This window comes from Bradyrhizobium sp. LA6.1, assembly GCF_040547805.1.
GTDB classification, from domain to species: Bacteria; Pseudomonadota; Alphaproteobacteria; order Rhizobiales; family Xanthobacteraceae; genus Bradyrhizobium; species Bradyrhizobium barranii.
Genome location: NZ_JBEPQK010000009.1, coordinates 113,333 through 136,481, shown reverse-complemented (window position 1 = coordinate 136,481; position 23,149 = coordinate 113,333). Strand labels below are relative to the sequence as shown.

Below are 23,149 nucleotides of genomic sequence, written 5' to 3'. Positions count from 1 at the left end.
AATGCAACCGATGACACCGCCGCACACCGAGACCAGAATCGCACCGAGATGAGCCAGCGCCAGCTTCCGATCATCCTGGCGCTCGGCACCACGCAGACCCTGGCTTGGGCTTCCAGCTACTACCTGCCGGCGCTGCTCGCCGATCCCATGGCGCGCGACCTCGGCGTCTCCTCCAACTGGATCTTTGGCGCGTTCTCGGCCTCACTGGTGATCTCGGCGATGCTCGGCCCGCGCATCGGGCGGCAGATCGATCTGTTCGGAGGCCGGCAGGTGCTGTCGGTCTCGAACCTGACGATGGCCGCCGGTCTCGTCCTGCTCGGCCTCTCGCACTCATTGGCGGTGATGGCGTTCGCCTGGCTCGTGCTCGGCATCGGCATGGCGATGGGGCTGTACGATGCCGCCTTCGCCGCGCTCAGCCGCATCTACGGCACCGAGGCGCGCAGGCCTATCACCGGCATCACGCTGATGGCAGGCTTCGCCTCCACCGTCGGCTGGCCCCTCACCGCCTGGGGCCTGTCCCATATCGGCTGGCGCGAGACCTGTTTCGCCTGGGCGGCCGCCAACATCCTGATCGGCCTGCCCCTGAACTTCTTCATGCTGCCGGCGATCAAGGGCGCCAGGCAGGCCGCGGCGACGGCCGAGAAGCCGCATTTGCCGCTCGACCGCACCATGGTGCTGCTCGCCTTCGTGTTCGCGGCGGTCTGGACCGTCACCGGCGCAATGGCCGTCCATTTCCCGCGCCTGCTGGAGGCCACAGGTGCGACACATGTCGAGGCCATCGCGGCCGGCGCGCTGATCGGCCCGGCACAGGTGGCCGCGCGCATTCTCGAAGCGGGCTTCCTGAGCCGCTTCCATCCGCTGTGGTCGACGCGCCTTGCCTGCGTCACCCACCCGCTCGGCGCCGCAATCCTCGCCATCTTCGGCGCCCCCGCCGCAAGCGCGTTTGCACTGCTCCACGGCTCGGGCAACGGCATTCTCACGATCGCGCGCGGCACGCTGCCGCTGTCGATCTTCGGGCCGAAAGATTTCGGCTACCGCCTCGGCATCATCGGCGCGCCGGCACGGATGGCGCAGGCGGTGGCGCCGCTGGCCTTCGGCCTGCTCATCGACGTCATGGGCGCCAAGGTGCTGATCGTCTCCTCCGCGCTCAGCCTCTCGGCGCTGGCCGCGCTGTTCCTGATCCGCGCCGAACGGCGCCCGGATTGACCGCGCAGCCCCTTTCGCGCACAAGCGGGCCATGAGCGAAGACAACAGCCCGCCCCGCACCTTCAAAGGCCTGCTGCGCTGGGCAACCACGCCGCCACAGGCCTGGGGCGTCTATCTCCTCGCCATCATCCTGGTCTGGCTGCTCTCGTTCTACGCCGGCACGCTCAAGCCGAAGAAGACACCGGACGCCAGCCCGCCGCCGGTCACGGCACCGCGCAACTAGGCCGGCTTCGCCTGGCTGGTCGCGATCCAGATGCCGGCGAACACAGCAACTAGCCCGATCAGAAGGTTTGCCGTAATCGGCTCGCCCACGAGCAGCGCCGCAAGCAAGGTCGCGGCAATCGGATTGACCGTCATGGTATTGGCAACGCGGGTCGGCGTCGCCCGCGCCAGCGCCATCACCCAGAGGATGAAGGCGAGCGCGCCGCCGCCGATGCCGAGATAGATGCCGGCAATCCACTGCCCCGTCGTGAAGTGATCGAGCGCCGCAAAGCTGCCCTTCACGAACCCCGCCAGCACCAGCACAGCAGCACCCGCGCCCATGCCGACGGTGAGAAAACCCAATGCGCTGGAGCGCTGCATCAGCGGGCGCGACAGCACGTTGTAGAACGCCATGCAGAACACGGCACCGGTCATGATCAACTCGCCGCGCCAGGCGCCGGGCGGGCTCTGGGCGAGCCCCGCTGCCAGCGCGGCTGCCACACCGAGCACGGCGATGCCGACGCCGATAATCTTGCGCGCCGTCAGACGCTCGACGCCGAGGATCGCACCGACCACCATGGTGTGGAGCGGCAGCGTCGCCAGCGCGAGACTGGCGCGCGCGGCGGTCGTGTAGGACACCGCGATATTGTAGAGAATGAAGAACAGGCCGAAGAAGCAGATGCCGAGCAGCGCCACCGCCGGCCAGTCGGGCCGCTGCGGCCAGCGCACACCAAGCAGCAGCGCGCAAGGCAACAGGCAGAGAAAGCCGATCCCCCAGCGCAGGATCGCCAGCAGAACCGGATCGGCGCCGACGACGAGATAGCGGGTGATCGCCGCGGCGGTGCCGCCGAGGCTGCTGGACGCCAGCGCGATCGCAACCCCGGCCCACTCTCCCACGATCATCTCCTGTCGCGGAGCTTTCTCGGGCCGTAGCACGCTGCTGCTGCCAGCGTCATGGCAGCAGCCTCGGCGCAAACGCTAGTCGTAAAACTCAGGCGCCATCTTCTGACTGTCGCGCTGGGCCTTGTCGTGGTTGATCCAGAGCTGCGCCTTCTCCTTGGTCAGCGTGTCGGCGATCTTCTGCATCGACGCTGCGCTCTGGTCCTTGTTGGCGTTCATGCTGGGGACGCGGCGGTTGTCCCAATTGTCCCTGAAGTGGACGGCGTCGCCCGACAGCACCACCGCGCCGGTTTTCGGCAGTTTCACCAGCAGCGACTGGTGTCCCGGCGTGTGGCCGGGCGTCGACAGGATGGTCACGCTGCCGTCGCCGAACACGTCCTTGTCACCTGCGAGCAACTCGACCGGATGCGAGGGCTTGAAGCGCGGTTCGTTGTTGGCGCCGGGCCAGTCATATTCGGCCTTCTGCACGTAGAGCGTGGCCTGCGGGAACAGCTCGACATTGCCGGTGTGATCAGGATGCGTATGCGACACCGCCATCGCCTTGACGTCATCCGGCTTGAGGCCGAGCTGTTCGAGCTGGGCGGCCAACGTCTTCGGCCGGCGCCAGGTGACGGCCTTGGGATCGGCGGGGACAAGGCCATTCGGCATGGCGGCGACGGCATCGGCGATGCCGGTGTCCCACAGGAACCAGCCCTTGCTGCTGTGCTTGATGAGATAGCAGCTGTCGACGAAGTCCATCGACTTGCCCTCGTTCAGGCCGGGCGTCCAGCGCGAGATGTCCCCGGCGGTGCCCTCCCCGCAATTGAGGACGTAGAGCTTTTCGACGCCCGATTTCTCGGACTGCGCAACGGCCGCGTGGCCGGACAGAGCCAGCGCGGCGACGGCGAGAGCAAACTTCATCCTAGGCATCATCCTTGGTCCCTCTTGCAGAGCCGCTTACGGCTGCGACCGAGGATCAACCCCGGCCGCGCCGCCGAATTCCGTTTCGGCAGATCACATCAATGCGGGCAGGTCTCGACCTCGACCGTGACGTGGCTCAGGCCCTTCAGCCCGGCGAGCCGCTTCTTATAGACGGCCGGCTGCTTCGGCTTGTCCGACACCACCGAGACCAGCACGGCGCAATGGCCGGGGCCGACCTGCCAGAGATGCAAGTCGGTGACGCGGTCCTCGCCGACTTCCATCCGCGCGCGGATGGTGCGTTCGAGCTTCTCGTCGGCGCGCACGTCGAGCAGCACCGCGCCTGATGACTTGACCAGGCCGAACGCCCAGCTCGCGATCACGGCGCTGCCGATCAGGCCGACGGCCGGATCGGCCCAGACCCATCCCGAATACATCGCGACCACCAGCGCTGCGATCGCCAGCACCGAGGTCGCGGCATCGGCCATGACGTGGACATAGGCCGCACGAAGATTGTTGTCGTGATGATGGTGGTGATGACCGTGATCGTCGTGATCATCATGCGCATGCCCATGGCCGTGGTCATGGCCGTGATGATGGTGATCATGGCTGTCGCGCAGCAGCCACGCGCTGGCGAGGTTGACGCAGAGGCCGAGGGCGGCGACCGCGATGGCCTCGCCATAGACGATCGGCACCGGCGTGAACAGCCGCAGCACGCTCTCATAGGCGATCTCGACCGCGATCAGGCCCAGGATGATCGCGCTGGAGAAGGCGGCGAGATCGCCGAACTTGCCCGTGCCGAAGGTGAAATGCGCATTCCCCAGGTGCCGGCGCGCGAAGCGGTAGGCAAAGGCTGCAATGCCAAGCGCGGCCGCATGCGTGCCCATGTGCCAGCCGTCGGCCAAAAGCGCCATCGAGCCGAACAGCGAGCCGGCAACGATCTCGCCGACCATCATGACCAGGGTCAGGACGACCACGAGCCAGGTGCGCCGCTCGTTCTCGTCGTGCTTCTCGCCGAGGAAGGCGTGGTCATGGGTCCATTGTTCGATCGAATGGGAATGCATCGAAAAGTCTCCGAAAGGTCCGGTCCGTTGACCCGCAATATAGACCTGCGGAATGTCCGGGCAAAATCAAGTCAACGAGCCGATTGACAGCCCGGGGCGGTTTCGTTGTAATGACGCTCATGGGGACTGAGCGATCTCCCCACGAGGCGACAAGCCCAAGTATCGCGTCCCGTTTGTTTCTACGAGGGCGCATCATGTCTTCCTACACAACGATATCATCTGACAAATTGGCACGGCTGATCGGCACGGCGAACGCCCCTGTCCTGATCGACGTGCGCACGGACGAGGATTTCGCCGCCGACCGGCGGCTGATTCCCGGTTCGATCAGGCTCAGCCACGAGAATGTTCCGGACTGGGGCGGCGACTTCGCGGGCCGTTCCGCGATCGTCTCGTGCTTCCGGGGCGAAAAGCTCGCGCAGGGCACGGCGGCCTGGCTTCGCCAGCTCGGCGTGGCGGCCGAGACGTTGGAGGGGGGGTTCGAGGGCTGGAAGGCGGCAAAGCTGCCGCTGCTCGACACCCGCAAGCTGCCGCCACGCGACGCGAAGGGACGCACCGTCTGGGTGACGCGGGCCCGGCCGAAGGTCGATCGCATCGCCTGCCCCTGGTTGATCCGCCGCTTCGTCGATCCCAACGCGGTGTTCCTGTTCGTCGCGCCCTCTGAAGTGGTCGCCGTGGGCGAGCGTTTCAACGCGGCGCCGTTCGACATCGAGAACGTGTTCTGGAGTCACCGCGGCGAGCTCTGCACCTTCGACGTGATGATCGAGGAGTTCGGGATCGCAACACCGCCCCTGCTGCGGCTCGCCACGCTGGTCCGTGGCGCCGACACTGCGCGGCCCGACCTCGCGCCGGAAGCCCCCGGCCTGCTCGCGGCCTCGCTCGGGCTGTCGCGGATGTACGACGACGATCTTGAACAGCTCGAAGCCGGCATGACGCTCTACGACGCCTTCTACCGCTGGTGCCGCGACGCGACGGCCGAGACCCACAACTGGCCGACCAACAAGGTGAAGGCGTGATGGACACCCGCGCCAATCCAACGGGAGCTGATGCCGGTCACGGCATCAGCTTCAGTGAAGCCTTCCGAGTCTGGCTCCGCGTCGCCTGCCTGAGCTTTGGCGGCCCCGCGGGCCAGATCGCGGTCATGCATCGCATCCTGGTCGAGGAGAAGAACTGGATCTCCGAAGGCCGATTCCTGCATGCGCTGAACTACTGCATGCTCTTGCCGGGACCGGAGGCGCAGCAGCTTGCCACCTATGTCGGCTGGCTGATGCATCGCACCGCCGGCGGGCTGATGGCGGGCGGGCTCTTCATCCTTCCCGGCATCATCGCCATCATGGGCCTCAGCTACATCTACGCGGCTTTCGGCAATGTCAGCTTCGTCGAGGCGCTGTTCTTCGGGCTGAAGGCGGCCGTGCTGACCATCGTCCTCGAAGCCGTGGTGCGCGTCGGCAAGCGCGCGCTGAAGAACCGCATCATGATTGCGCTCGCCGCAATCGCCTTCGTCGCGATCTTCTTCTTCGCGGTCCCCTTCCCGATCATCATCATCGCCGCCGGCGTGATCGGATATGCCGGCGCGCGGGCCGGCCGTCCGGAGTTTGCCCCGGCGGCTCACGGCCCCGGCGGCAGCACCGCCGTGATCGACAGCATGCTCGGCGAAGCCGTTCCCGAGCATGTGCGCCCCAACACCGCGCGCGCGATCCGCGTCGGTGCGCTATGGCTCGCGCTCTGGCTGGTGCCGGTGATCGCGCTGCTTTTGATCCTTGGTCAAGCCAGCGTGTTCAGCCAGATCGCGCTGTTCTTCTCGAAGATGGCGCTGGTCACGTTCGGCGGCGCTTATGCGGTCCTGGCGTATGTGGCTCAGCAGGCGGTCGAGCATTATCACTGGCTGAAGCCGCACGAGATGCTCGACGGTCTCGGCATGGCCGAGACCACGCCGGGTCCGCTGATCATGGTGCTTCAGTTCGTCGGCTTCATGGCCGCCTATCGCGATCCAAGCGGCCTGTCGCCGATGCTTGCAGCGACGCTCGGCGGATTGCTTGCGACCTGGGTCACGTTCACGCCCTGCTTCCTCTGGATCTTCGTCGGCGCCCCCTACATCGAGCGCCTGCGCGGCAACACGGGCCTCGCCGGTGCACTCAGCGCGATCACCGCCGCCGTCGTCGGCGTGATCCTTAACCTCTCGATCTGGTTCGCGCTGCACACGCTGTTCCGCGAGACCGTACCGGTGCACGCGTTCCCGTTCGCCTTCGACAGGCCGGGGCTGACGAGCGTTGACGTCCCGGCGCTGCTGCTGTCGATCGCGGCCGCGACCGCGATCTTCCGCTTCAAGCTCGGCATGCTCACCGTGCTCGCCGGCAGCTGCGCCGCGGGCGTGGTGCTAAGGCTGGTGGGCCTGATCTAGGCCGCGGCAGCCGCACGACCGAGGTCGAACTCTCCGTCGCGCGGCTCGAGCAGGCGCGACGGTTGCTCCGCGCCCGGCTGCGCCGAGGGACGCTGCGCGGCATCGCAGGTGCCGCGCCACTGCTCGATCAGATCGAGATTCGAATTGGTGCGGAGCGAGTCCTCCAGCGCCGGCATCGCGCTGGCGCCATCGGCCCCCTGCAAAATCCGATCGAACTCCTCGGACCTTCCCTGGAGTCGCGCCTGCCACGAAGCCCACAGCAGCGAGCTCGCCGTGCGGATACCGTGCGTGCGTAGCTTTTCGCGCGCGCTGCCTCCTTCCTTCGGCTTGGGCTGCGGCCCAAGCTGCGTGTAGAGGATGGCCTGGTCGGTCCAGTCGATGATCCGCTCCGGCGGAAGGCGCGTGTTGAGCAGGAGCTCGACGATGTCGGCAGTCGCCATATTCGGGACGTTCTCGATGTCCTCCTCCTCGAGCCTGACCTCGTGCCAGACGGTGAGACCATCGAGATCGCTGATCGGCAATTGCGAGACCATGCTCGGCAAGATGAGGCCCGCCGCCTTCTTGAACATCTGCTCCACGACTTGCCAGAGCACGCGCGGGAATACGCCGAAGACGAAGCCGGCGAGCAGAAGCAGATGGTCGTTCGCGCTAGACACAGCCGTGAAGGTCCAGATCCCGATGACGGCCAGAATGATGCGCAGCGACACCGCGACATAGGCGCTGCCACCGAGATCCTCCAGGACGTAGCGGCGAAACAGCATCTGGAGCGAGAAGAAATAGGCGCCGAGGAACGCGAGCTGGACCGGCGTGCCCGACGGCGTCAGCGCCTGCACGCCCGGACTCACGGTGAAGACAACGTCGGCCTGATACGGCGGCAGCGTGACAAACCAGCCGAGCGAAATCAGCACCGTGGCGAGCAAGACCGGGACCGTCGCAGTCGAGAGTGTCGTCACGCCGCCGGTATCCGCCCTTGAATATTTGCCGAGACGGCCGCTCAGCACATCCGCATAGACGTTCGGCGCAAGCTCGCCATAGATGGCTTCGAACTTCTGAAGATACCCCTGAACGCGACGTCCCCGGATCGCCGCATCCTCGTTCCGCACCTGGCGCAACAGCCCCAGACGATCGAGATTGACCAGGTATTCGTTCAGCAGGCTCGCCTTGCGCGTTCCGACGAAGAGATACCACATTGCGCCGGGCAGCAGGCACACCACGGCCAGGAACACGCCGCGCAGCACCGTGTACTGGTAGAATTTGCCGAGCGAGGCAACAATGGCCACGATCGACACCAGCACCAGCATGAAGAATATGAAGAGCCCCGCACGTGTGGACGCCTTGCTCTCTCTCAGCCATCGCTGCCCGATCGGCATCAGCAAGATCGTAGGGATGACGACAGCGGCGAACACCACGATCGGGATGATCACCTGGCGTGAGTCCCAGATGAAATTGCGGAGCGGCTCCACGCTGAGGACCACGATGAAAACGCCGCCAAGAAATGGAATCACCTCGAAGAACGATTCCAGCCGTTTGGCGAATCCGGATGCGGGCGCCGGAGCTTCAGAATCTGCAAGGTCCGCCTGAGCCGACTCGTCGGCGGGCACGGGTTTTGGAGTGTCGCTCATTGCCAGACCTCCCTTCATTGCGGGAACAGCGTCTGAAAATGCGAACCGCCAGCGCTTATCGGGCATGGCGTAATTTGAGCCGAACTCCGGCCATGGTGCTGGGTCAGCCAGCACTGTCGAATGCTAGCACGACCCCGCTGTGACCGCTGTGAAGTGGTTCACCTTCGATGGCACCAGGTAAAATCAGCATCGACGTCAACGAGCCGTCATGCTCGCCGCGTGCATCGGATCCGAGCGTGACATTTGCGCCACGGCTCTACCCCAAATTGTGCACATCATGCGAATTGCACTTTCCCGAGCAGCGGCATTTCTGGCAGACATGTGCCAAGTTGTCGCAGGCGGGAATGGGGACTGACATGGGGCGTTTCGCGGTCGCTTGGGTGGGCGGGCTTTTGGCAGTGGGATTTTCCAGCGCGGCCTTGGCGGCTGATCTGGCGGTGAAGGCACCTTCCCTCGCGCCTATCCCCTTCACCTGGACCGGTTGCTATGTCGGCGCACACGTCGGCGGTGTCGTCAGCGACGACCGGACCACCAACTCGCTTGGAAACTCTGTCTCCTTCAGTTCAACAGGCTTCGTTGGGGGCGGACAGGTCGGCTGCGACTATCAATTTGCGACCAGATGGGTCGTGGGTGCCGAAGGCCGTGCGGCCTGGAGCAGCCTCCGCAACTCGCACGCCGGCACCGTCAGAAACCTCGTGACCGGCGTCGTCGTCCCCAGCCAGTTCACGATGAGCAACGACTTCCTGGCCTCGGCCACCGCGCGGCTCGGCTACGCGTTCGCTGATCGCTGGCTGGTGTTCGTCCGGGGCGGCGGCGCCTGGACGCGTGAAAAGCTTGACGATGCCTTCACGCCCGCTGGTGGCGTCCCCGTCAATCCCAGCGGAGCCAGCACCCGAACCGGCTGGACCGCCGGCACCGGCGTCGACTGGGCGTTCGCGCCGCATTGGTCCGCGGTTTTCGAGTACGACTATTACGACTTCGGCGACCACAGCGCGTTGCTGAGCAATGGGGCCGGCACGACCGTCAACATCTTCAGCCTGAAGGATCGCATTCACGCCGTGACGGCAGGCGTGAACTATCACTTCTAGCGCTAACGCATCATCATCCGCGCAATCGCCTCGCCGATCACCACCGTCGTGAAGTGGGTGTTGGCGCGGCAGTCGGACGGCATGATCGAGGCGTCGGCCACGCGCAGGCCGCTTATGCCTTTCACCGTGCCATCAGGGTTGACCACACCGTCAGCGTCGTTAACGCCGCTCATGCGGCAACTGCCGGCGGCATGCTGGATGTCTCCGGTCTCACGGCGCAGCAGCGCATCGAGCTCGTGATCCGGCAAGGCCGCAGCTTGCGGCAGCGTCAGATCGGTGTCGGTCAGCCTGATCCAGTCGGCAATACCTGAAAGCGCCGGCTGGGAGGTGATCACGGCGAGGCGCTTCACCGCATCCTTCATCCGCAGCATGTCGCGGGGATCGGCGAGCATGTTCTCTTCGACGATGGGATCGATCGCGGGGTCGGTCGAAGCCAGCTTGAGCGTGCCGCGCGAATAGGCGTTGAACAGGCCGGCGCCGATCGCCCCGGGCACGCCGATGCCGCGGTGATTGAACGCGATCAGGATCATGTCGCGCTTGCCGCCATCGGCGAGGCCGGAGGAATAGGTCACGCAGCAATTGGTGTGGCGGGTGTCCGGATCGGTCGGCCGCAGGTTTTCGTGGAGCTGGATCGTGGCGCGAAACAGCGGGTGGTCGAAGAAGTGGCGGCCGACCGGCAGATCGCGCTCGACCGCAATCCCCATCGCCTTCAGCTCATCCGCCGGTCCGATGCCCGAACGCAGCAGGATCGCCGGACTGTGGATGGCGCCGGCGCAGAGCACGATCTGGCGCGCGCTGATCTCGTGGGTGCCCTGCCCTTCGAAGTGAACACGAAGGCCGGTCGCCCGGCCGTCGCTGATCAGCACGCGATCGACCAGCGCGTGCCCGCGAATCTCGAGATTGGCACGGCCGCGCGCCGGCTCGAGATAGCCCTCGTTGGTCGTGATGCGGCGGCTGTCGCGGCTGTTGATGGGATAGCAGGCGACGCCCTCGCCATCAGGACCGTTGAGGTCGGCGCACCAGGGATAGCCGCTCGCCAGCGCCGCATCGCGGAGGCCGCGGTCGATCGGGCCCCACTTCTCGGGCGGAGCGCGATAGACCGGCAGCGGTCCGCCGCTTCCATGGCCCGGGGCGTCACCAAATTCCAAATCATCCTCGATCATCGAGAACAGCGGCATCACGTCCTTGGCCGACCAGCCGGTGCAGCCATTGGCTGCCCATTCGTCGAACGCGTCAGCGACGCCGCGGATGGCGATCTGGCCGTTCATCATCGATGAGCCGCCAAGCCCCTTGCCGCGCCAGTAGAAGCGCGCCTCCTGCCCGGCCACCCGGCGCGTCAGCAGATCAGGCCATTGCCATTTCTCCTGGTACTCGCGCTTGTGGATGATCGGGATCGGATTTGGCGTCATCACCTCCCAGGGCGCCTCGTCGGCGCGCCAGTCCAGCCCCGCCTCGAGCAGCAGGACACGCCGTGCGGGATCCTCGGAAAGCCGTGCCGCAACAGCGGCGCCGGCGGAGCCGCCGCCGACAACAATGACATCGTACATCGCGTTACTTCTCAACGTTCCAGAACACCGGGATGGCGGACGGTATCAGACCACGCAGCGTGGCGCGATAGGCCGCCGGCTGCGCGAACTGGCCCCACGGGATCGCGGGCGCCTGATCGTACATGACGCTCTGAATCTCGCCGGCGATCTTCTTGCGGTCCTCCTCGGCGGGCGCCTTGGCGAACGCTTCCATCAGCGGCGTGATGCGCGCATCGCATTGCCAGCCGGTAAAGTCGGCGCAATTGAAGGCGACCATGACGTTGGTCAGCGGCGAGCCCAGGTCAAAACCGCCGGCGTGGACGCCATAGACGCTCCAGCCCTCCTTCTTGGCGCGGCGCGCCAGCACGCTCGCCCAGTCCATCACCTGGAGATCGACGTTGAACCCGGCCTGCTTCAGCCGCTCGGCCAGCACCTGCGCCGAAACGCGCGGGGCTTCGAGGTCGTTGGCTTCCATGACGACCACGGGCTCGCCGGCATATTTGGTCGCCTTCAACGCGGCTTTCGCGGCTTCAATCGACGTCTTCGCGGCCGCTTCCGTGCCCGCCTTGCTCTCATAGGTGGTGCCGCAGGTGAAGAACGTTGCGCAAGGAGCCGCGTATTTGGCATCGAGCCCGAGCGCATCCAGCACCTCGCGCTGGTCGACCAGCTTCCACAGCACGCGGCGAATTTCCGGATCATCAAACGGCTTCGATGCGGCGTTGAGACGATAGGCGCCGGCGAACATGTTGCCGCCGGTGAAATTGACCAGCTTGACGCGGGAATTCTTTTCCAGCTGCGGCAACAGATCGAACGGCGCATATTGCATGAAGTCGACCTCCCCCGCCTGCAGCGCGGACGCGGCGGTCGCACCATCAGGGATGACGCGGATCTCGAGCGTGTCGATGCCGACGCGCTTGCCGCCGGCGAGGAAATCGGCGGGCTCGGGGCGCGGCACATAGTCGGCGAATTTCTTCAGGATCATGCGATCGCCGGTGCGGTGATCGCCCTTGCTGTAGACGAACGGGCCGGAGCCGATGATCTCGGTGATGCGCTGGTCGCCGGGTGTTTTCGCGATGCGCTCGGGCATCATGAAGGCGACGGGGCTGACGGGATTGCCGAGCGCATCGATGACGAGGCCGGACGGCTCCTTCAGCGTCAGCACGAAGGTTTTCGCATCCGTCGGCTCGAGCGAGGCCGTGATCGCGAAGATGCGACGGCCGAGCGCGCTGCGGGTGCCCCAGCGGCGCAGCGACGCCACGCAATCGGCCGCCGTGACCGGCTGGCCGTCATGCCATTTCAGGCCGTCGCGCAGCGCAAACGTATAGGTCAATCCGTCGGATGAGACTTTCCAGTCCTGCACCATCTGCGGCTTGATGTCGCCCTTCGAGTCTTTCGCAAAGAGCGTGTCGAACACCATGTAGCCAAACGTGCGCGAAATGTAGGCCGTGGAAAAATGCGGATCGAGCGTGACGATCTCCGCCTCGAGCACCGCAACGAGATTGCCCGCCGCATGCGCAGGCGCCGCGACCAGCGCGAGGCCGAACAGCGCGGGGATGAAAGCCTTCAGTTTGAACATTGTGCCTTTTGCTTCTTCTTGAGAGTTCATTTGCAGGCAAAGAAAAAGCAATGTTCGTGCCCGATCGACGCAGGCACTTATGCGCTCACGCCTATCTGCCACGCGTTTGCGCCACACTCGCTGTCATCGCCCGCCTAGTGCGCAATTGCGCACAGGGGCGGGCGATCCAGTATTCCAGAGACGGGCGTGATGAAACCGAGAAGCCGCGGCGTACTGGATGTCAAGCCGGGGCATGACACTCGTGTTGTGGGTCCCGGCTCTGCGCAGCAGCGTTTCACGCTGCAGCGCGTCCGGGACACGAGCCTGCTTACCCGATCACCTTGCCGAACTTGTTCGACTTCGGGAAACCCTTCGGCGGCAGGCGGCCGGCATCCGCGCGGGTGCCTTGCCACTCCGCGAGCTCCTTCATGGTCGCGGAGAATTCGCGGCCAGCGGAGTCCTTCCAGGTCAGGCCCGCCTTGGCCTCGAACACGGCGATGTCCGAGAGGCCGCCGTCCTTGTACTTCTGCAGCCGCACGCCGCGACCGCGGGCCATCTCCGGCACCTGGTCGAGCGGGAAGATTAGCATCTTGCGGTTCTCGCCGATGACCGCGACTGTGTCGCCGATCACCTCGGTGACCGTGCGCGCCTCGTTCGGCATGTCGACGTTGAGGACTTGCTTGCCCTTCTTGGTCGTGCCGACGCAATCGTCCTCGTTGACGACGAAGCCCTGGCCCTCGTGGCTCGCGATCAGGAATTTGCGTCCGCCCTTGTTGACGAACAGCGCGACGGGGGCCGCCTCCTGCTCGAGGTCGATGAACAGACGGATCGGCTCGCCGTGGCCGCGACCGCCCGGAAGCTTTGCGACATCGAGCGAGTAGAATTTGCCGTTGGTGGCGAACAGCAGCAGCTTCGAGGTCGTCTCCGCGAAGAAGGCAAAGCCGAGCTTGTCGTCCTGCTTGAAGGCCAGCCCCGAGAGATCCTCGACATGGCCCTTCATGGTGCGGATCCAGCCCTTGTCGGAGACCACGACCGTCACCGGCTCGCGCTCGACGAGGGCTTCTTCCATTGCGGCGAGGTCGTGCTCGGGCGCATCCGCAAAGGTGGTGCGGCGCTTGCCGAGCGGCGTCTTCGGTCCAAACATGTCGCGGACCTTGCCGACCTGCTCGCCGACCTTCTTCCACTGCTCCGGCTCCGAGGCGAGCACCGCGTTGATGCCCTTGAGCTCGGCGCGGAGGTTCTTGTCCTCGGTGCGGATCTCCATTTCCTCGAGCTTGCGCAAGCTGCGCAGGCGCATGTTGAGGATGGCCTCGGCCTGCACCTCGGTAAGCTTGAACGCCTTGATCAGCGCCGGCTTCGGCTCGTCCACGGTGCGGATGATCCTGATCACCTCATCGAGGTTCAAGTACGCGATCAACAAACCGCCCAGAACTTCGAGCCGGTGCTCGATCTGCGTCTTGCGGAAGTTGGTCCGGCGGATCAGGACGTCGCGCAGATGGTCGAGCCATTCGCGCAAGCACTCCGCGAGCCCCACGACCTTGGGGATGCGGCCCTTGATCAGCACGTTGAGGTTCAGCGGAATCTTGTTTTCGAGCTCGGTCAGCCGGAACAACGATTCCATCATCAGGGCGGGATCGACGTTCTTCGACTTCGGCTCGATCACGATGCGGACGTCTTCGGCCGACTCGTCCCTGATGTCGCCGACCAGCGGCAGCTTCTTCTGGTCCAGCAGCTCGGCGACCTTCTCGATCAGGCGCGACTTCTGCACCAGGAAGGGGATCTCGGTGACGACGACGACCCAGGTGCCGCGCGTACCCTCTTCCTGCTCCCATCGAGCGCGAACACGGAACGAGCCGCGACCGGTCGCATAGGCCTCAGCGATCGCCTGCTTGGAATCGACGCAGATGCCGCCGGTCGGGAAATCCGGGCCCTTCACCCACTTCAGCAACGCCTTGGATTTCGCGTCGGGCTTCTCGATCAGGTGCAGCGCGGCGTCGCAGAGCTCGGCCGCGTTGTGCGGCGGGATCGAGGTCGCCATGCCGACCGCGATGCCTTGCGCGCCGTTGGCAAGCAGGTTCGGAAAGCCGCCGGGCAGCACGACCGGCTCTTTCGACTGGCCGTCGTAGTTGGGCCGGAACTCGACGCCGTCCTCGTCGATGCCCTCGAGCAGAAGCCGCGCCACGTCGGTCATGCGCGCTTCGGTGTAACGGTAGGCGGCCGGGTTATCGCCGTCGATATTGCCGAAATTGCCCTGGCCGTCGACCAGCGGATAGCGCGAGGAGAAATCCTGCGCGAGGCGCACCATGGCGTCGTAGATCGCCTGGTCGCCATGCGGATGGAACGAGCCCATCACGTCGCCGACGATCTTGGCGGATTTCTTGAACGCCGTGCCGGGGTCGAGCCGGAGCAGGCGCATGCCGTAGAGGATGCGCCGGTGCACCGGCTTCAGACCGTCGCGCGCATCCGGCAGCGCACGGTGCATTATGGTGGAGAGCGCATAGGCGAGATAGCGCTCTTCCAGCGCCTCACGCAGCGGCACCTCGTGAATTTCGGCCGGTTCCTCCGGCGGAATCAATCGTTTTCCCATGCCGCCCGGTTAAACCGTGGAAGCGAATCGGGCAAGGATCGATTGGTTCCCTGTGGGCGGCTATTGCCCTGCCCAGCCGGCGGTCACTGGCTGCTGGGTCTTGGCTTGCGCGGTGACCGGCGCATTCGTCAGGCAACGCCGGGCGACCTCGATTTCGGCCTCCGTTGCCCCCTTGGACCGCGCCCAACTCTCTGCGGCCGCAGCGGAATATTTCGCCACGTAATACCGGATCACGGTGCAGGATGCCCGGCGAAAGACACCCGGTTGCGGCTCGCCAGCCACGGCGTCAGGCGCGAACGCAAGCAACGCCGCCGACACGGCGAATCCCTTGATCAACATTTTTGGCTGTCCCCGTTGTGGAACCCTGCGAGGGCCAATTCAGCCAGGGGGATTTCGTTCCCGGGAAACATCATGCCCGCGGGCAAGGCAGAGGCGCCCTCAGGTCATGGCGCCGGAATAGCCGCCTTCGCCTGCTGCCGCGTCAGCGCATTGATGAAGCCGGCGCGCGCGTCGGAATGGCCCTGGCCGCGGGGCTCCAGCACATGGCGCAGCAGGAACAGGCCGGTGAGCCGGAAGCCGTCCTGGAGATCCTGGTCGGTGAGGTCGCTCGCGGCCTCGCCACGACGCAGGAACGGCGGCAGGCGCAACAGCCGGTCGCGCCACGGTTCGCCGGCCCCGCGCGACACCGCGCCGCCGGATTTCGGCGAAACATAGATCAGGTCCGTGGTCTCGCCGGTCACCGCGCAGTTTTCCAGCGCGAGCCCGAAGCCGAGCTCGGCGAGCATCGCCAGCTCGAAATGGATGAGGTGCACAGCGGCACTGCCGATATCGTCGAAATCATCGAGCGAGTGTTCGAGCATCGCAAAGATGTCTTCGTGCGGATCGCGCTCCGGCAGCAGCCGCGCAATCGAGGCGAGATGGGTGACGCCATAGACGCCGTGGGAGGATCCCAGCAGCGTCGCCGCGCGCAGCTTGAGGCCCTCAATCGCATAGGTGCCGAGATGCTCGTCGAGCCGCGCCCGCCACACCACACCGACGCTGTTGCCGGGCTGCAAGAGCGGCCGCATCCGCGAACCGGCGCCACCGCGCACGAGGCCGAGATGCCGGCCGTGCGCACGCGTCAGCAGCTCGACGATGGCGCTGCTCTCGCCATGCCGCCGCACGCCCAGCACGATGCCTTCGTCGGTCCATTCCATGGAACGGAGCTTATCGCATTTCAGGTGAGTGTAGGACGGGCAAAGCGAAGCGTGCCCACCAATTTGATCCGCAGCGCGATTATGGTGGGCACGGCGCGCAAGGGCGCGCCTTTGCCCACCCTACGGCATCGCGCAAGACGTTAGGCGTTGAACCAGCCCTGGGCGTCGCCGCTGAACGAGAAATACAGCCCCATCGCGGTCAGCACGCAGGAGACGATCTCGATGACGCTGTCGAGCTCCAGGCCCTTCTCGCCGATGATCTGGCCGAGCGAGATCACGGACAGCACGAGGGCCGCCGCCAGCACCCAGCGCGGCCAGTTCTTGCGCCAACGCGCAGCCAACCAGACGAAATAGACCAGCAGCAGGATCATGCCGCCGGCGAGCATGGTCGCCATCATGATCATCTGCTCGGTCATCTCGGCATTGGGCGTGCGGTCCTGCACCGCGACCGACAGGGCATCCAGCATCAATGACGCATAGAGCAGCGCTTCGAAGCGCCGGACGTTGCTGGGTACGCTCATCGGTGACCGATCTTTTCTTGGTTATTCTTTGGGAAATTCCAGGCCCATCTCGCGATAGCGATCGGGATCGTCGCCCCAGTTTTCGCGCACCTTGACGAACAGGAACAGGTGCACCGGCACGCCCAGGATCTCGCCGATCTCCTTGCGCGAGTCCGCGCCGATCGACTTGATGGTGGCGCCGCCTGCGCCCAGCACGATCTTGCGCTGGCTCTCGCGCTCGACGAAGATCGTCTGCTCGATGCGCACCGACTTGTCCTTGCGCTCCTCCCACTTGTCGGTCTCGACCGTGGATTGGTAGGGCAATTCCTGGTGCAGCTTGCGATAGATCTTCTCGCGCGTGATCTCGGCCGCAAGCTGCCGCATCGGCGCGTCCGACATCTGGTCTTCGGGGTAGAGGAACGGGCCCGGCGGCACGATTTCGGCCAGCGTATGCCTGAGGTCGTCGACGCCGTCGCCCGAGATCGCCGCGATCATGAAGGTCTTTGCAAAGGCCATGCGCTCGTTGGCGGCCTGCGCCAGCGCCAGCAGCTTCTCGCGCTGGACCAGATCGACCTTGTTGATGACCAGGATCTTGTCGTGATTGACGCTCGCGGCCTTGGTGAGGATCGCCTCGGCCTCTTCATCAATGCCGGTCTTGGCGTCGAGCAGCACGCAGACGAGGTCGGCGTCATGCGCCCCGCTCCAGGCCGTCGAGACCATGGCGCGGTCGAGCCTGCGCTTGGGCAGGAAGATGCCGGGCGTGTCGACCAGGATGATCTGCGCGTTGTTCTCGATGACGATGCCGCGGATCAGCGCACGCGTGGTCTGCACCTTGCGCGAGACGATCGTGACCTTGGCCCCGACCAGCGCGTTGACCAGAGTGGATTTTCCGACATTCGGCGCGCCGATCAGCGCAACGAATCCGCAGCGCGTAGCAGTGGGCGCCTCGCCGCTTGCTTCAGCCGTCATTGCCGCCGCCAACACCTTCACGTTCGATCATCACTGAGGCCGCCACCTTCTCCGCTGCACGCTTGCTGCCACCGATGCCTTCGGCCGACGCCAATCCCGGCAGATCCACCGCGACGCGGAACTGCGGATCGTGATGCGGGCCGGTGCGCTCGACCTCGCGGTAGACAGGCGTCGGCAGCCCCTTCCCCTGCGCCCATTCCTGCAGCACGGTCTTGGGATCGCGCAGGGGACGCCGCGGCTTGTGCATGCGTTCGGTCCAGTTGCGCCTGACGAATTCCGCCGCCGCCGCGTAGCCACCGTCGAGGAAGACGGCGCCGATCACGGCCTCGCAGATGTCGCCGAGCACGCTCTTGCGCAGGCGGGCATCGGCGCTCGGCCCGACCGAACCGAGCTTGACGTCGTCGAGCAGACCGAGCGACTTGGCAACGTCGGCGCAGCTCTCCTTGCGCACCAGTTCGGCAAGTCGCTTGGACAGCTCGCCCTCGTCAGCATTCGGGAAGGCGTGATAGAGCATGTCGGAGACGACGAGCCCCAGCACATGGTCGCCCAGGAATTCCAGCCGCTGATAGCTGTCGCCGCGCTTGCGCCCCGACTTCAGCGCCGAGACATGCGTGATCGCCTGCATCAGCAGATTCGGATCGGCAAAGCTGTGGCCGATGCGCGCCTCGAGCGCCGCGTTCGCATCCGAGGCCTTGGCCTTGCTGCTGCGCACCCGCTTCTTCTTTACAGGCGTCTTGGTTTCAGATGTCTTGGTTTCAGGTGTCTTGGTCGCAAGCGTCTTGGTCGCCGCTTCGCCGTCGGCGCCCGCCGCGGGCTCGGTCGATTGGATCGGGATGTCCTTGGCTTCGTCTTTCATCGGACGATTTTGAAGAAACGGTTCCAGCGCACCGCCCAAGGCCAGCGCCAGAACATCCAGGCATGCTCGCCTTCGGCGATGGAGAAGAAGATCATCTGGGCGCGGCCGATCAAATTCTCCTGCGGCACGTAGCCGACCTGGCCGAGGAAACGGCTGTCGGTGGAGTTGTCACGGTTGTCGCCCATCATGAAGAAATGGCCCGGCGGCACGTTGTAGACGTTGGTGTTGTCCATGTAGCCGTTGTCGGCGCAGTCCAACGTCTCGTAGGATACGCCGTTCGGCAGCGTTTCCTTCCAGCGCTTCACCCGCGAGATGCCCCCGCCTTCGGAGCCGCAGGGATCCTCGCCGACAAATTCGCTCATGCGCTGCCGCTCGACCGGAGTGTCGTTGATGTAGAGCAGCCCATCCTTCATCTGGATGCGGTCGCCGGGAAGGCCGATGACGCGCTTGATGTAATCGGTGGAGTCGTCCTTCGGCAGGCGGAACACGACGATGTCGCCGCGGTTCGGGTCCGAGCCCCAGATCCGCCCCGAGAACAGCGGCGGCGAGAACGGGATCGAGTAGTGGCTATAACCGTAGGAATATTTCGAGACGAACAGATAGTCGCCGACCAGCAGCGTCGCCTTCATCGAACCGGACGGGATGTTGAACGGCTGGAACAGGAACGTGCGGATCACGAGCGCGATCAGGAGAGCATGGATCACGACGCGGATCGTTTCGCCGACGCCGCTTTCAGTTTTCGTTCCCGAAGTCACGCTCATTGCTCTCTCAATTCCGGCCGGCGGTCACAGAGCGCCCTCCTTCCGCGAACAGCCCATCGCTTCGCGGCCCAAGGAGATTGTCCTGATTCTGATAATGAGGGCCAATTCCGGCGTAAAGCCGAATTCGCCCAGGCTGATTTGCGTCCGCGGACTTTTAGACGGTTGTCAGGGGCCACGCAATCAAGGATCGCATCAAAACTGAATAAGACATTGATTCTTAATGAGAATTATAAAAACAGCCCGCCGACGGTCAGGGCTTGGCCAGCGGCACGGCGGAAATGATGACGAAGGCCTGCGCCAGCGGCCAGTCGTCGGTGATCGACAGGTCGATTTTCGCCTCGAACCCCTCGGGCGTCAGGGCCTGGAGCCGGGCCAGCGCCCCGCCCGTCAACTGCATGGTCGGCCGCCCTCCCGGCAGGTTGACCACCCCCATGTCGCGCCACCAGACACCGTTCCGGATGCCGGTACCTAGCGCCTTCGAGCAGGCCTCCTTGGCGGCGAAGCGCTTGGCGTAGGTTGCGACCACCATCTTCTCGCTCTTGGCGCGCCGCTCCGCCTTGGCCCGCTCGGCCGCGGTGAAGATGCGGTCGAGGAAACGTTCGCCATGGCGCTCGATCACCTTGCCGACACGGGTGATGTCGATCAGGTCGGAGCCGATGCCGATGATCATGCCCGGCTCCGGCCGCGGTCCATCGCCGAGCGCATGTTGCGCACCGTCTCGGCGAGGCCGACGAACAGCGCTTCGCCGATCATGTAGTAGCCGATGTTCAGCTCCATGATCTCCGGTAGCGCCGCAATCGTCTCCGCCGTCGCGTAGTCGAGCCCGTGGCCGGCATGGATTTCGAGCCCGGCTTGCTTCGCCAGCTTCACCCCCGCCACGATCCGCTTCCACTCCGCCTCGGCCTTGTCGGTATGACCGTCGACGACGGCGTCGCACCAGGCGCCGGTGTGGATCTCGATCACGGGCGCCTTCAGCCGCGCCGCCATCTCGATCTGCGCAGAGTCCGCGGCGATGAACAGCGAGACCCGGATGCCCGCATCGTTCAGGCGCGCGATGTAGGGCGCGAGCGCGTTGTGCTGGCCGACCACGTCGAGGCCGCCTTCGGTCGTCACCTCCTGGCGGCGCTCCGGCACGAGGCACACCGCGTGCGGCTTGGTCGCAAGCGAGATCCGCATCATGTCGTCGGTCGCCGCCATCTCGAAATTGAGCGGCTTGGAGATCCCGGCCTTCAGCCGCGCCATGTCCTCGTCGCGGATGTGGCGGCGATCCTCGCGCAAGTGAGCGGTGATGCCGTCGGCGCCGGCCTCGATCGCCAGCAGCGCGGCACGCATCGGATCGGGATGGCGGCCGCCGCGCGCGTTACGCACGGTTGCGACGTGGTCGATATTGACGCCGAGGCGGAGCGGAGAAGCGGACATTTCAGGACTCACGAAATCAGGGAGATGGACGCATGCGAGAGGCGTCTATCCATTAACACGTTCGACACGGGCCACGACCGCCTTGGCGCGCAGCTGGGCGAGGATCGCGCTCAGATGCTTGAGATCGTAGACCTCGAGGTCGATCGTCGTCTCCGTGAAATCGGGCGAGCGGCGCTGCATGCTGATGTTGTCGATGTTGCCGTCGTGCTCGGCGATCACGGTCGCGATCTGTGCCAGCGCGCCGGGCTCGTTGACGTTCTCGACCTTGATGCGGGCCGGGAAGCGCTGCGGCGCGGAATCCTCGATGTCCCAGCGCACGTCGAGCCAGCGCTCCGGCTCCTCCTCGAAATCCTTCAGGGCCGGCGCCTGGATCGGGTAGATCGTGATCCCCTCGCCCGGCGTGACGATGCCGACGATGCGGTCCCCGGGCACGGCGCCGCCGTTCGGCGCGAACTTCACCGGCAGGTCGGAATTGATGCCGCGGATCGGGATCGCGACCGGGCTGCGCGGCGGCTCCGACGACTTCTCCCTGAGCTTGGCGGCGAGCCCCTTCTTGACGCCGTAGCGCGCGATGCGCTCCTCCTTGTAGTCGGGATACATCGCACGCGCGACGTGGGAGGCCTTGATCTCGCCGCGGCCGACCGCCGCCATGACGTCCTCGATCGAGGTGCGCGCCAGCCGCGGCAGCGCGCCCTTGAGCTTGTCGTCGGCGTATTCGATCTTGGCGCGCTCGAACAGGCGCTCGACGATGCGCCGACCGAGACCGACATATTGGTCGCGCACCGCGGTCCTGGTGGCGCGGCGGATCGCGGCGCGCGCCTTGCCGGTGACCGCGAGCGTTTCCCAGGCCGAGGGCGGCGCCGCCTGCGCCTCCGAGGTCAGCACCTCGACCTCGTCGCCGTTCTGGAGCTCCGAGGACAGCGGCGCGAACTGGCCGTTGATCTTGCAGCCGACGGCGCTGTTGCCGACGTCGGTGTGCACGGCATAGGCGAAGTCGATCACATTGGCATGGCGCGGCAGCGCGATCAGCTTGCCCTTCGGGGTGAAGCAGAACACCTGGTCGTGGAACAGCTCGAGCTTGGTGTGCTCGAGGAATTCCTCGGGGTTGGCGCTCTCCGAGAGGATGCCGATGGTGTGGCGCAACCAGGCGAACGCATTGGACTCGCGCTTGAGAAACTCGGTCGGCGAGCCCACGTCTTCCTTGTAGAACACGTGTGCGGCGATGCCGCGCTCGGCGATCTGGTCCATCGCCTCGGTACGGATCTGCAGCTCGACGCGCTGGTTGCCGGGGCCGATCACGGTGGTGTGGATCGAGCGGTAGTCGTTCTGCTTCGGCGTCGAGATGTAGTCCTTGAAACGCCCGGGCACGACCGGCCAGTTGGTGTGGACGATGCCGAGCGCGCGATAGCAGGCCTCGATGTCGTTGACGACGAGGCGGAAGCCGAAGATGTCGGACAATTGCTCGAAGCCGACCGACTTGCGTTCCATCTTGGTCCAGATCGAGAACGGCTTCTTGCGGCGGCCATAGACCCGCGCGCCCAGCCCCCGGTGGCGCAGATTGTTGGAGAGCTGGTCCTCGATTTCGCCGATCAGGTTGCGGTTGCGCTCGGCGAGCGCGTCGAGCCGCTGCATCACCACCGAATAGGCTTCCGGATCGAGGGTGCGGAAGGACAAATCCTCCAGCTCCTCGCGCATTTCCTGCATGCCCATGCGCCCAGCCAGCGGCGCATAGATGTCGAGCGTCTCCTCGGCGATGCGCCGTCGCGACTCCGGCGGCACGAAGTCCAGCGTACGCATGTTGTGCAGGCGGTCGGCGAGCTTGACCAGCAGAACGCGGACATCGTCGGCAATGGCCAGCAACAATTTGCGCAGGTTCTCGGCCTGCTTGGCCTCGCGCGACACCAGCTCCAGCCGCTTCAGCTTGGTCAGCCCCTCGACCAGCGCGCCGATCTCGGGCCCGAAGATCTGGTCGATCTCGGCACGCGTCGCCTCGGTGTCCTCGATCGTGTCGTGCAGCAGGGCAGCCACGATGGTGGCATCGTCGAGCTTCAGATCGGTGAGAATCGCCGCCACTTCGAGCGGGTGCGAGAAATACGGATCGCCCGAGGCACGGGTCTGCGAGCCGTGTGCCTTCATGGCGTAGACATAGGCGCGGTTCAGCAGGTCTTCGTTGGTATTGGGATTGTAGGACCTGACGCGCTCGACGAGGTCATATTGACGCATCATGCGCGCGCGAGGCTTGGCCGGGCGCCCCACCGGCGCAGTCGGGGCCACGGCAACCGATTCGGTTGCGGCCAGCATCTGCGTTTGTCTCCGGCGCCGATACACCATGCCATCCTGCCTTCAAACGGACCATGAGCCGCCCGTTGCATACATCTTAGCCCCGATCGCGCGTGCGTCCGAT

General features: G+C 65.3%; 21 protein-coding genes. 5 read left to right on the top strand and 16 right to left on the bottom strand.

Annotation, left to right across the window (positions count from 1 at the left end; all coding sequences use genetic code 11):
- Window positions 1-48 precede the first annotated feature (48 nt).
- Both ABIB99_RS23005 and ABIB99_RS23000 read left to right on the top strand, forming a co-directional pair.
- Window positions 49-1,206, top strand: a complete 1,158-nt coding sequence (locus ABIB99_RS23005; protein WP_085399886.1) for an MFS transporter — start codon at window positions 49-51, stop codon at window positions 1,204-1,206.
- A gap of 31 nt (window positions 1,207-1,237) precedes the next feature.
- A complete protein-coding gene (locus ABIB99_RS23000) occupies window positions 1,238-1,429 on the top strand; it encodes a hypothetical protein (protein WP_071913207.1) in 192 nt (63 codons plus the stop codon).
- Here ABIB99_RS23000 and ABIB99_RS22995 read toward each other — a convergent pair.
- The 3 genes from ABIB99_RS22995 to dmeF form a co-directional block, all read right to left on the bottom strand.
- A complete protein-coding gene (locus ABIB99_RS22995; RefSeq protein ID WP_354177635.1) occupies window positions 1,426-2,304 on the bottom strand; it encodes a DMT family transporter in 879 nt (292 codons plus the stop codon). The genes ABIB99_RS23000 and ABIB99_RS22995 overlap by 4 nt on opposite strands.
- Before the next feature lie 81 nt (window positions 2,305-2,385).
- Window positions 2,386-3,219, bottom strand: a complete 834-nt coding sequence (locus tag ABIB99_RS22990) for an N-acyl homoserine lactonase family protein (RefSeq protein WP_354177634.1) — start codon at window positions 3,217-3,219, stop codon at window positions 2,386-2,388.
- Between the two features lie 86 nt (window positions 3,220-3,305).
- Window positions 3,306-4,268, bottom strand: coding sequence for a CDF family Co(II)/Ni(II) efflux transporter DmeF (gene dmeF / locus ABIB99_RS22985; RefSeq protein ID WP_354177633.1), 963 nt, complete (start codon window positions 4,266-4,268; stop codon window positions 3,306-3,308).
- Window positions 4,269-4,462: 194 nt separating this feature from the next.
- On the opposite strand from dmeF, the gene ABIB99_RS22980 reads away from it, so the two are divergent.
- Window positions 4,463-5,281: a chromate resistance protein ChrB domain-containing protein gene (locus tag ABIB99_RS22980; RefSeq protein ID WP_354177632.1), complete on the top strand. Its 819-nt coding sequence runs from the start codon at window positions 4,463-4,465 to the stop codon at window positions 5,279-5,281.
- Window positions 5,281-6,666: a chromate efflux transporter gene (gene chrA / locus ABIB99_RS22975; RefSeq protein WP_354177631.1), complete on the top strand. Its 1,386-nt coding sequence runs from the start codon at window positions 5,281-5,283 to the stop codon at window positions 6,664-6,666. The genes ABIB99_RS22980 and chrA overlap by 1 nt, the downstream gene beginning before the upstream one ends.
- Here the strand turns inward: chrA and ABIB99_RS22970 are convergent.
- Complete coding sequence (locus ABIB99_RS22970) at window positions 6,663-8,288, bottom strand: hypothetical protein (protein ID WP_354177630.1); 1,626 nt, start codon at window positions 8,286-8,288, stop codon at window positions 6,663-6,665. The genes chrA and ABIB99_RS22970 overlap by 4 nt on opposite strands.
- Before the next feature lie 344 nt (window positions 8,289-8,632).
- Here ABIB99_RS22970 and ABIB99_RS22965 point away from each other — a divergent pair, with 344 nt between their 5' ends.
- On the top strand, window positions 8,633-9,376 hold the full coding sequence (locus tag ABIB99_RS22965; RefSeq protein ID WP_354177678.1) for an outer membrane protein: 744 nt from the start codon (window positions 8,633-8,635) through the stop codon (window positions 9,374-9,376).
- Between the two features lie 2 nt (window positions 9,377-9,378).
- Here the strand turns inward: ABIB99_RS22965 and ABIB99_RS22960 are convergent, their stop codons facing one another.
- The 12 genes from ABIB99_RS22960 to ABIB99_RS22905 form a co-directional block, all read right to left on the bottom strand.
- The gene (locus ABIB99_RS22960; protein WP_354177628.1) at window positions 9,379-10,923 is read right to left on the bottom strand and encodes a GMC family oxidoreductase; all 1,545 of its coding nucleotides are present in this window, start codon (window positions 10,921-10,923) and stop codon (window positions 9,379-9,381) included.
- Between the two features lie 4 nt (window positions 10,924-10,927).
- Window positions 10,928-12,478 (bottom strand): ABC transporter substrate-binding protein, encoded by a 1,551-nt coding sequence (locus ABIB99_RS22955; RefSeq protein ID WP_354177627.1) that lies wholly within the window; start codon window positions 12,476-12,478, stop codon window positions 10,928-10,930.
- A 307-nt stretch (window positions 12,479-12,785) separates the two neighbouring features.
- The gene (gene parC / locus ABIB99_RS22950) at window positions 12,786-15,044 is read right to left on the bottom strand and encodes a DNA topoisomerase IV subunit A (RefSeq protein ID WP_354177626.1); all 2,259 of its coding nucleotides are present in this window, start codon (window positions 15,042-15,044) and stop codon (window positions 12,786-12,788) included.
- Window positions 15,045-15,104: 60 nt separating this feature from the next.
- A complete protein-coding gene (locus ABIB99_RS22945; RefSeq protein ID WP_071913189.1) occupies window positions 15,105-15,383 on the bottom strand; it encodes a hypothetical protein in 279 nt (92 codons plus the stop codon).
- A 104-nt stretch (window positions 15,384-15,487) separates the two neighbouring features.
- Complete coding sequence (recO, locus tag ABIB99_RS22940) at window positions 15,488-16,240, bottom strand: DNA repair protein RecO (protein ID WP_063982836.1); 753 nt, start codon at window positions 16,238-16,240, stop codon at window positions 15,488-15,490.
- Window positions 16,241-16,380: 140 nt separating this feature from the next.
- Window positions 16,381-16,761 (bottom strand): hypothetical protein, encoded by a 381-nt coding sequence (locus tag ABIB99_RS22935; RefSeq protein ID WP_028150631.1) that lies wholly within the window; start codon window positions 16,759-16,761, stop codon window positions 16,381-16,383.
- Between the two features lie 21 nt (window positions 16,762-16,782).
- Window positions 16,783-17,709: a GTPase Era gene (gene era, locus ABIB99_RS22930; protein WP_354177625.1), complete on the bottom strand. Its 927-nt coding sequence runs from the start codon at window positions 17,707-17,709 to the stop codon at window positions 16,783-16,785.
- The gene (rnc, locus tag ABIB99_RS22925) at window positions 17,699-18,565 is read right to left on the bottom strand and encodes a ribonuclease III (protein ID WP_354177624.1); all 867 of its coding nucleotides are present in this window, start codon (window positions 18,563-18,565) and stop codon (window positions 17,699-17,701) included. Before rnc ends, era begins: the two co-directional genes overlap by 11 nt.
- Complete coding sequence (lepB, locus tag ABIB99_RS22920; RefSeq protein ID WP_014494746.1) at window positions 18,562-19,326, bottom strand: signal peptidase I; 765 nt, start codon at window positions 19,324-19,326, stop codon at window positions 18,562-18,564. The genes rnc and lepB overlap by 4 nt, the downstream gene beginning before the upstream one ends.
- 250 nt (window positions 19,327-19,576) lie before the next feature.
- Window positions 19,577-19,996 (bottom strand): holo-ACP synthase, encoded by a 420-nt coding sequence (acpS, locus tag ABIB99_RS22915; RefSeq protein ID WP_014494745.1) that lies wholly within the window; start codon window positions 19,994-19,996, stop codon window positions 19,577-19,579.
- On the bottom strand, window positions 19,993-20,745 hold the full coding sequence (locus ABIB99_RS22910; RefSeq protein ID WP_354177623.1) for a pyridoxine 5'-phosphate synthase: 753 nt from the start codon (window positions 20,743-20,745) through the stop codon (window positions 19,993-19,995). The genes acpS and ABIB99_RS22910 overlap by 4 nt, the downstream gene beginning before the upstream one ends.
- 45 nt (window positions 20,746-20,790) lie before the next feature.
- Window positions 20,791-23,076, bottom strand: coding sequence for a RelA/SpoT family protein (locus tag ABIB99_RS22905; protein WP_071913178.1), 2,286 nt, complete (start codon window positions 23,074-23,076; stop codon window positions 20,791-20,793).
- Window positions 23,077-23,149 lie beyond the last annotated feature (73 nt).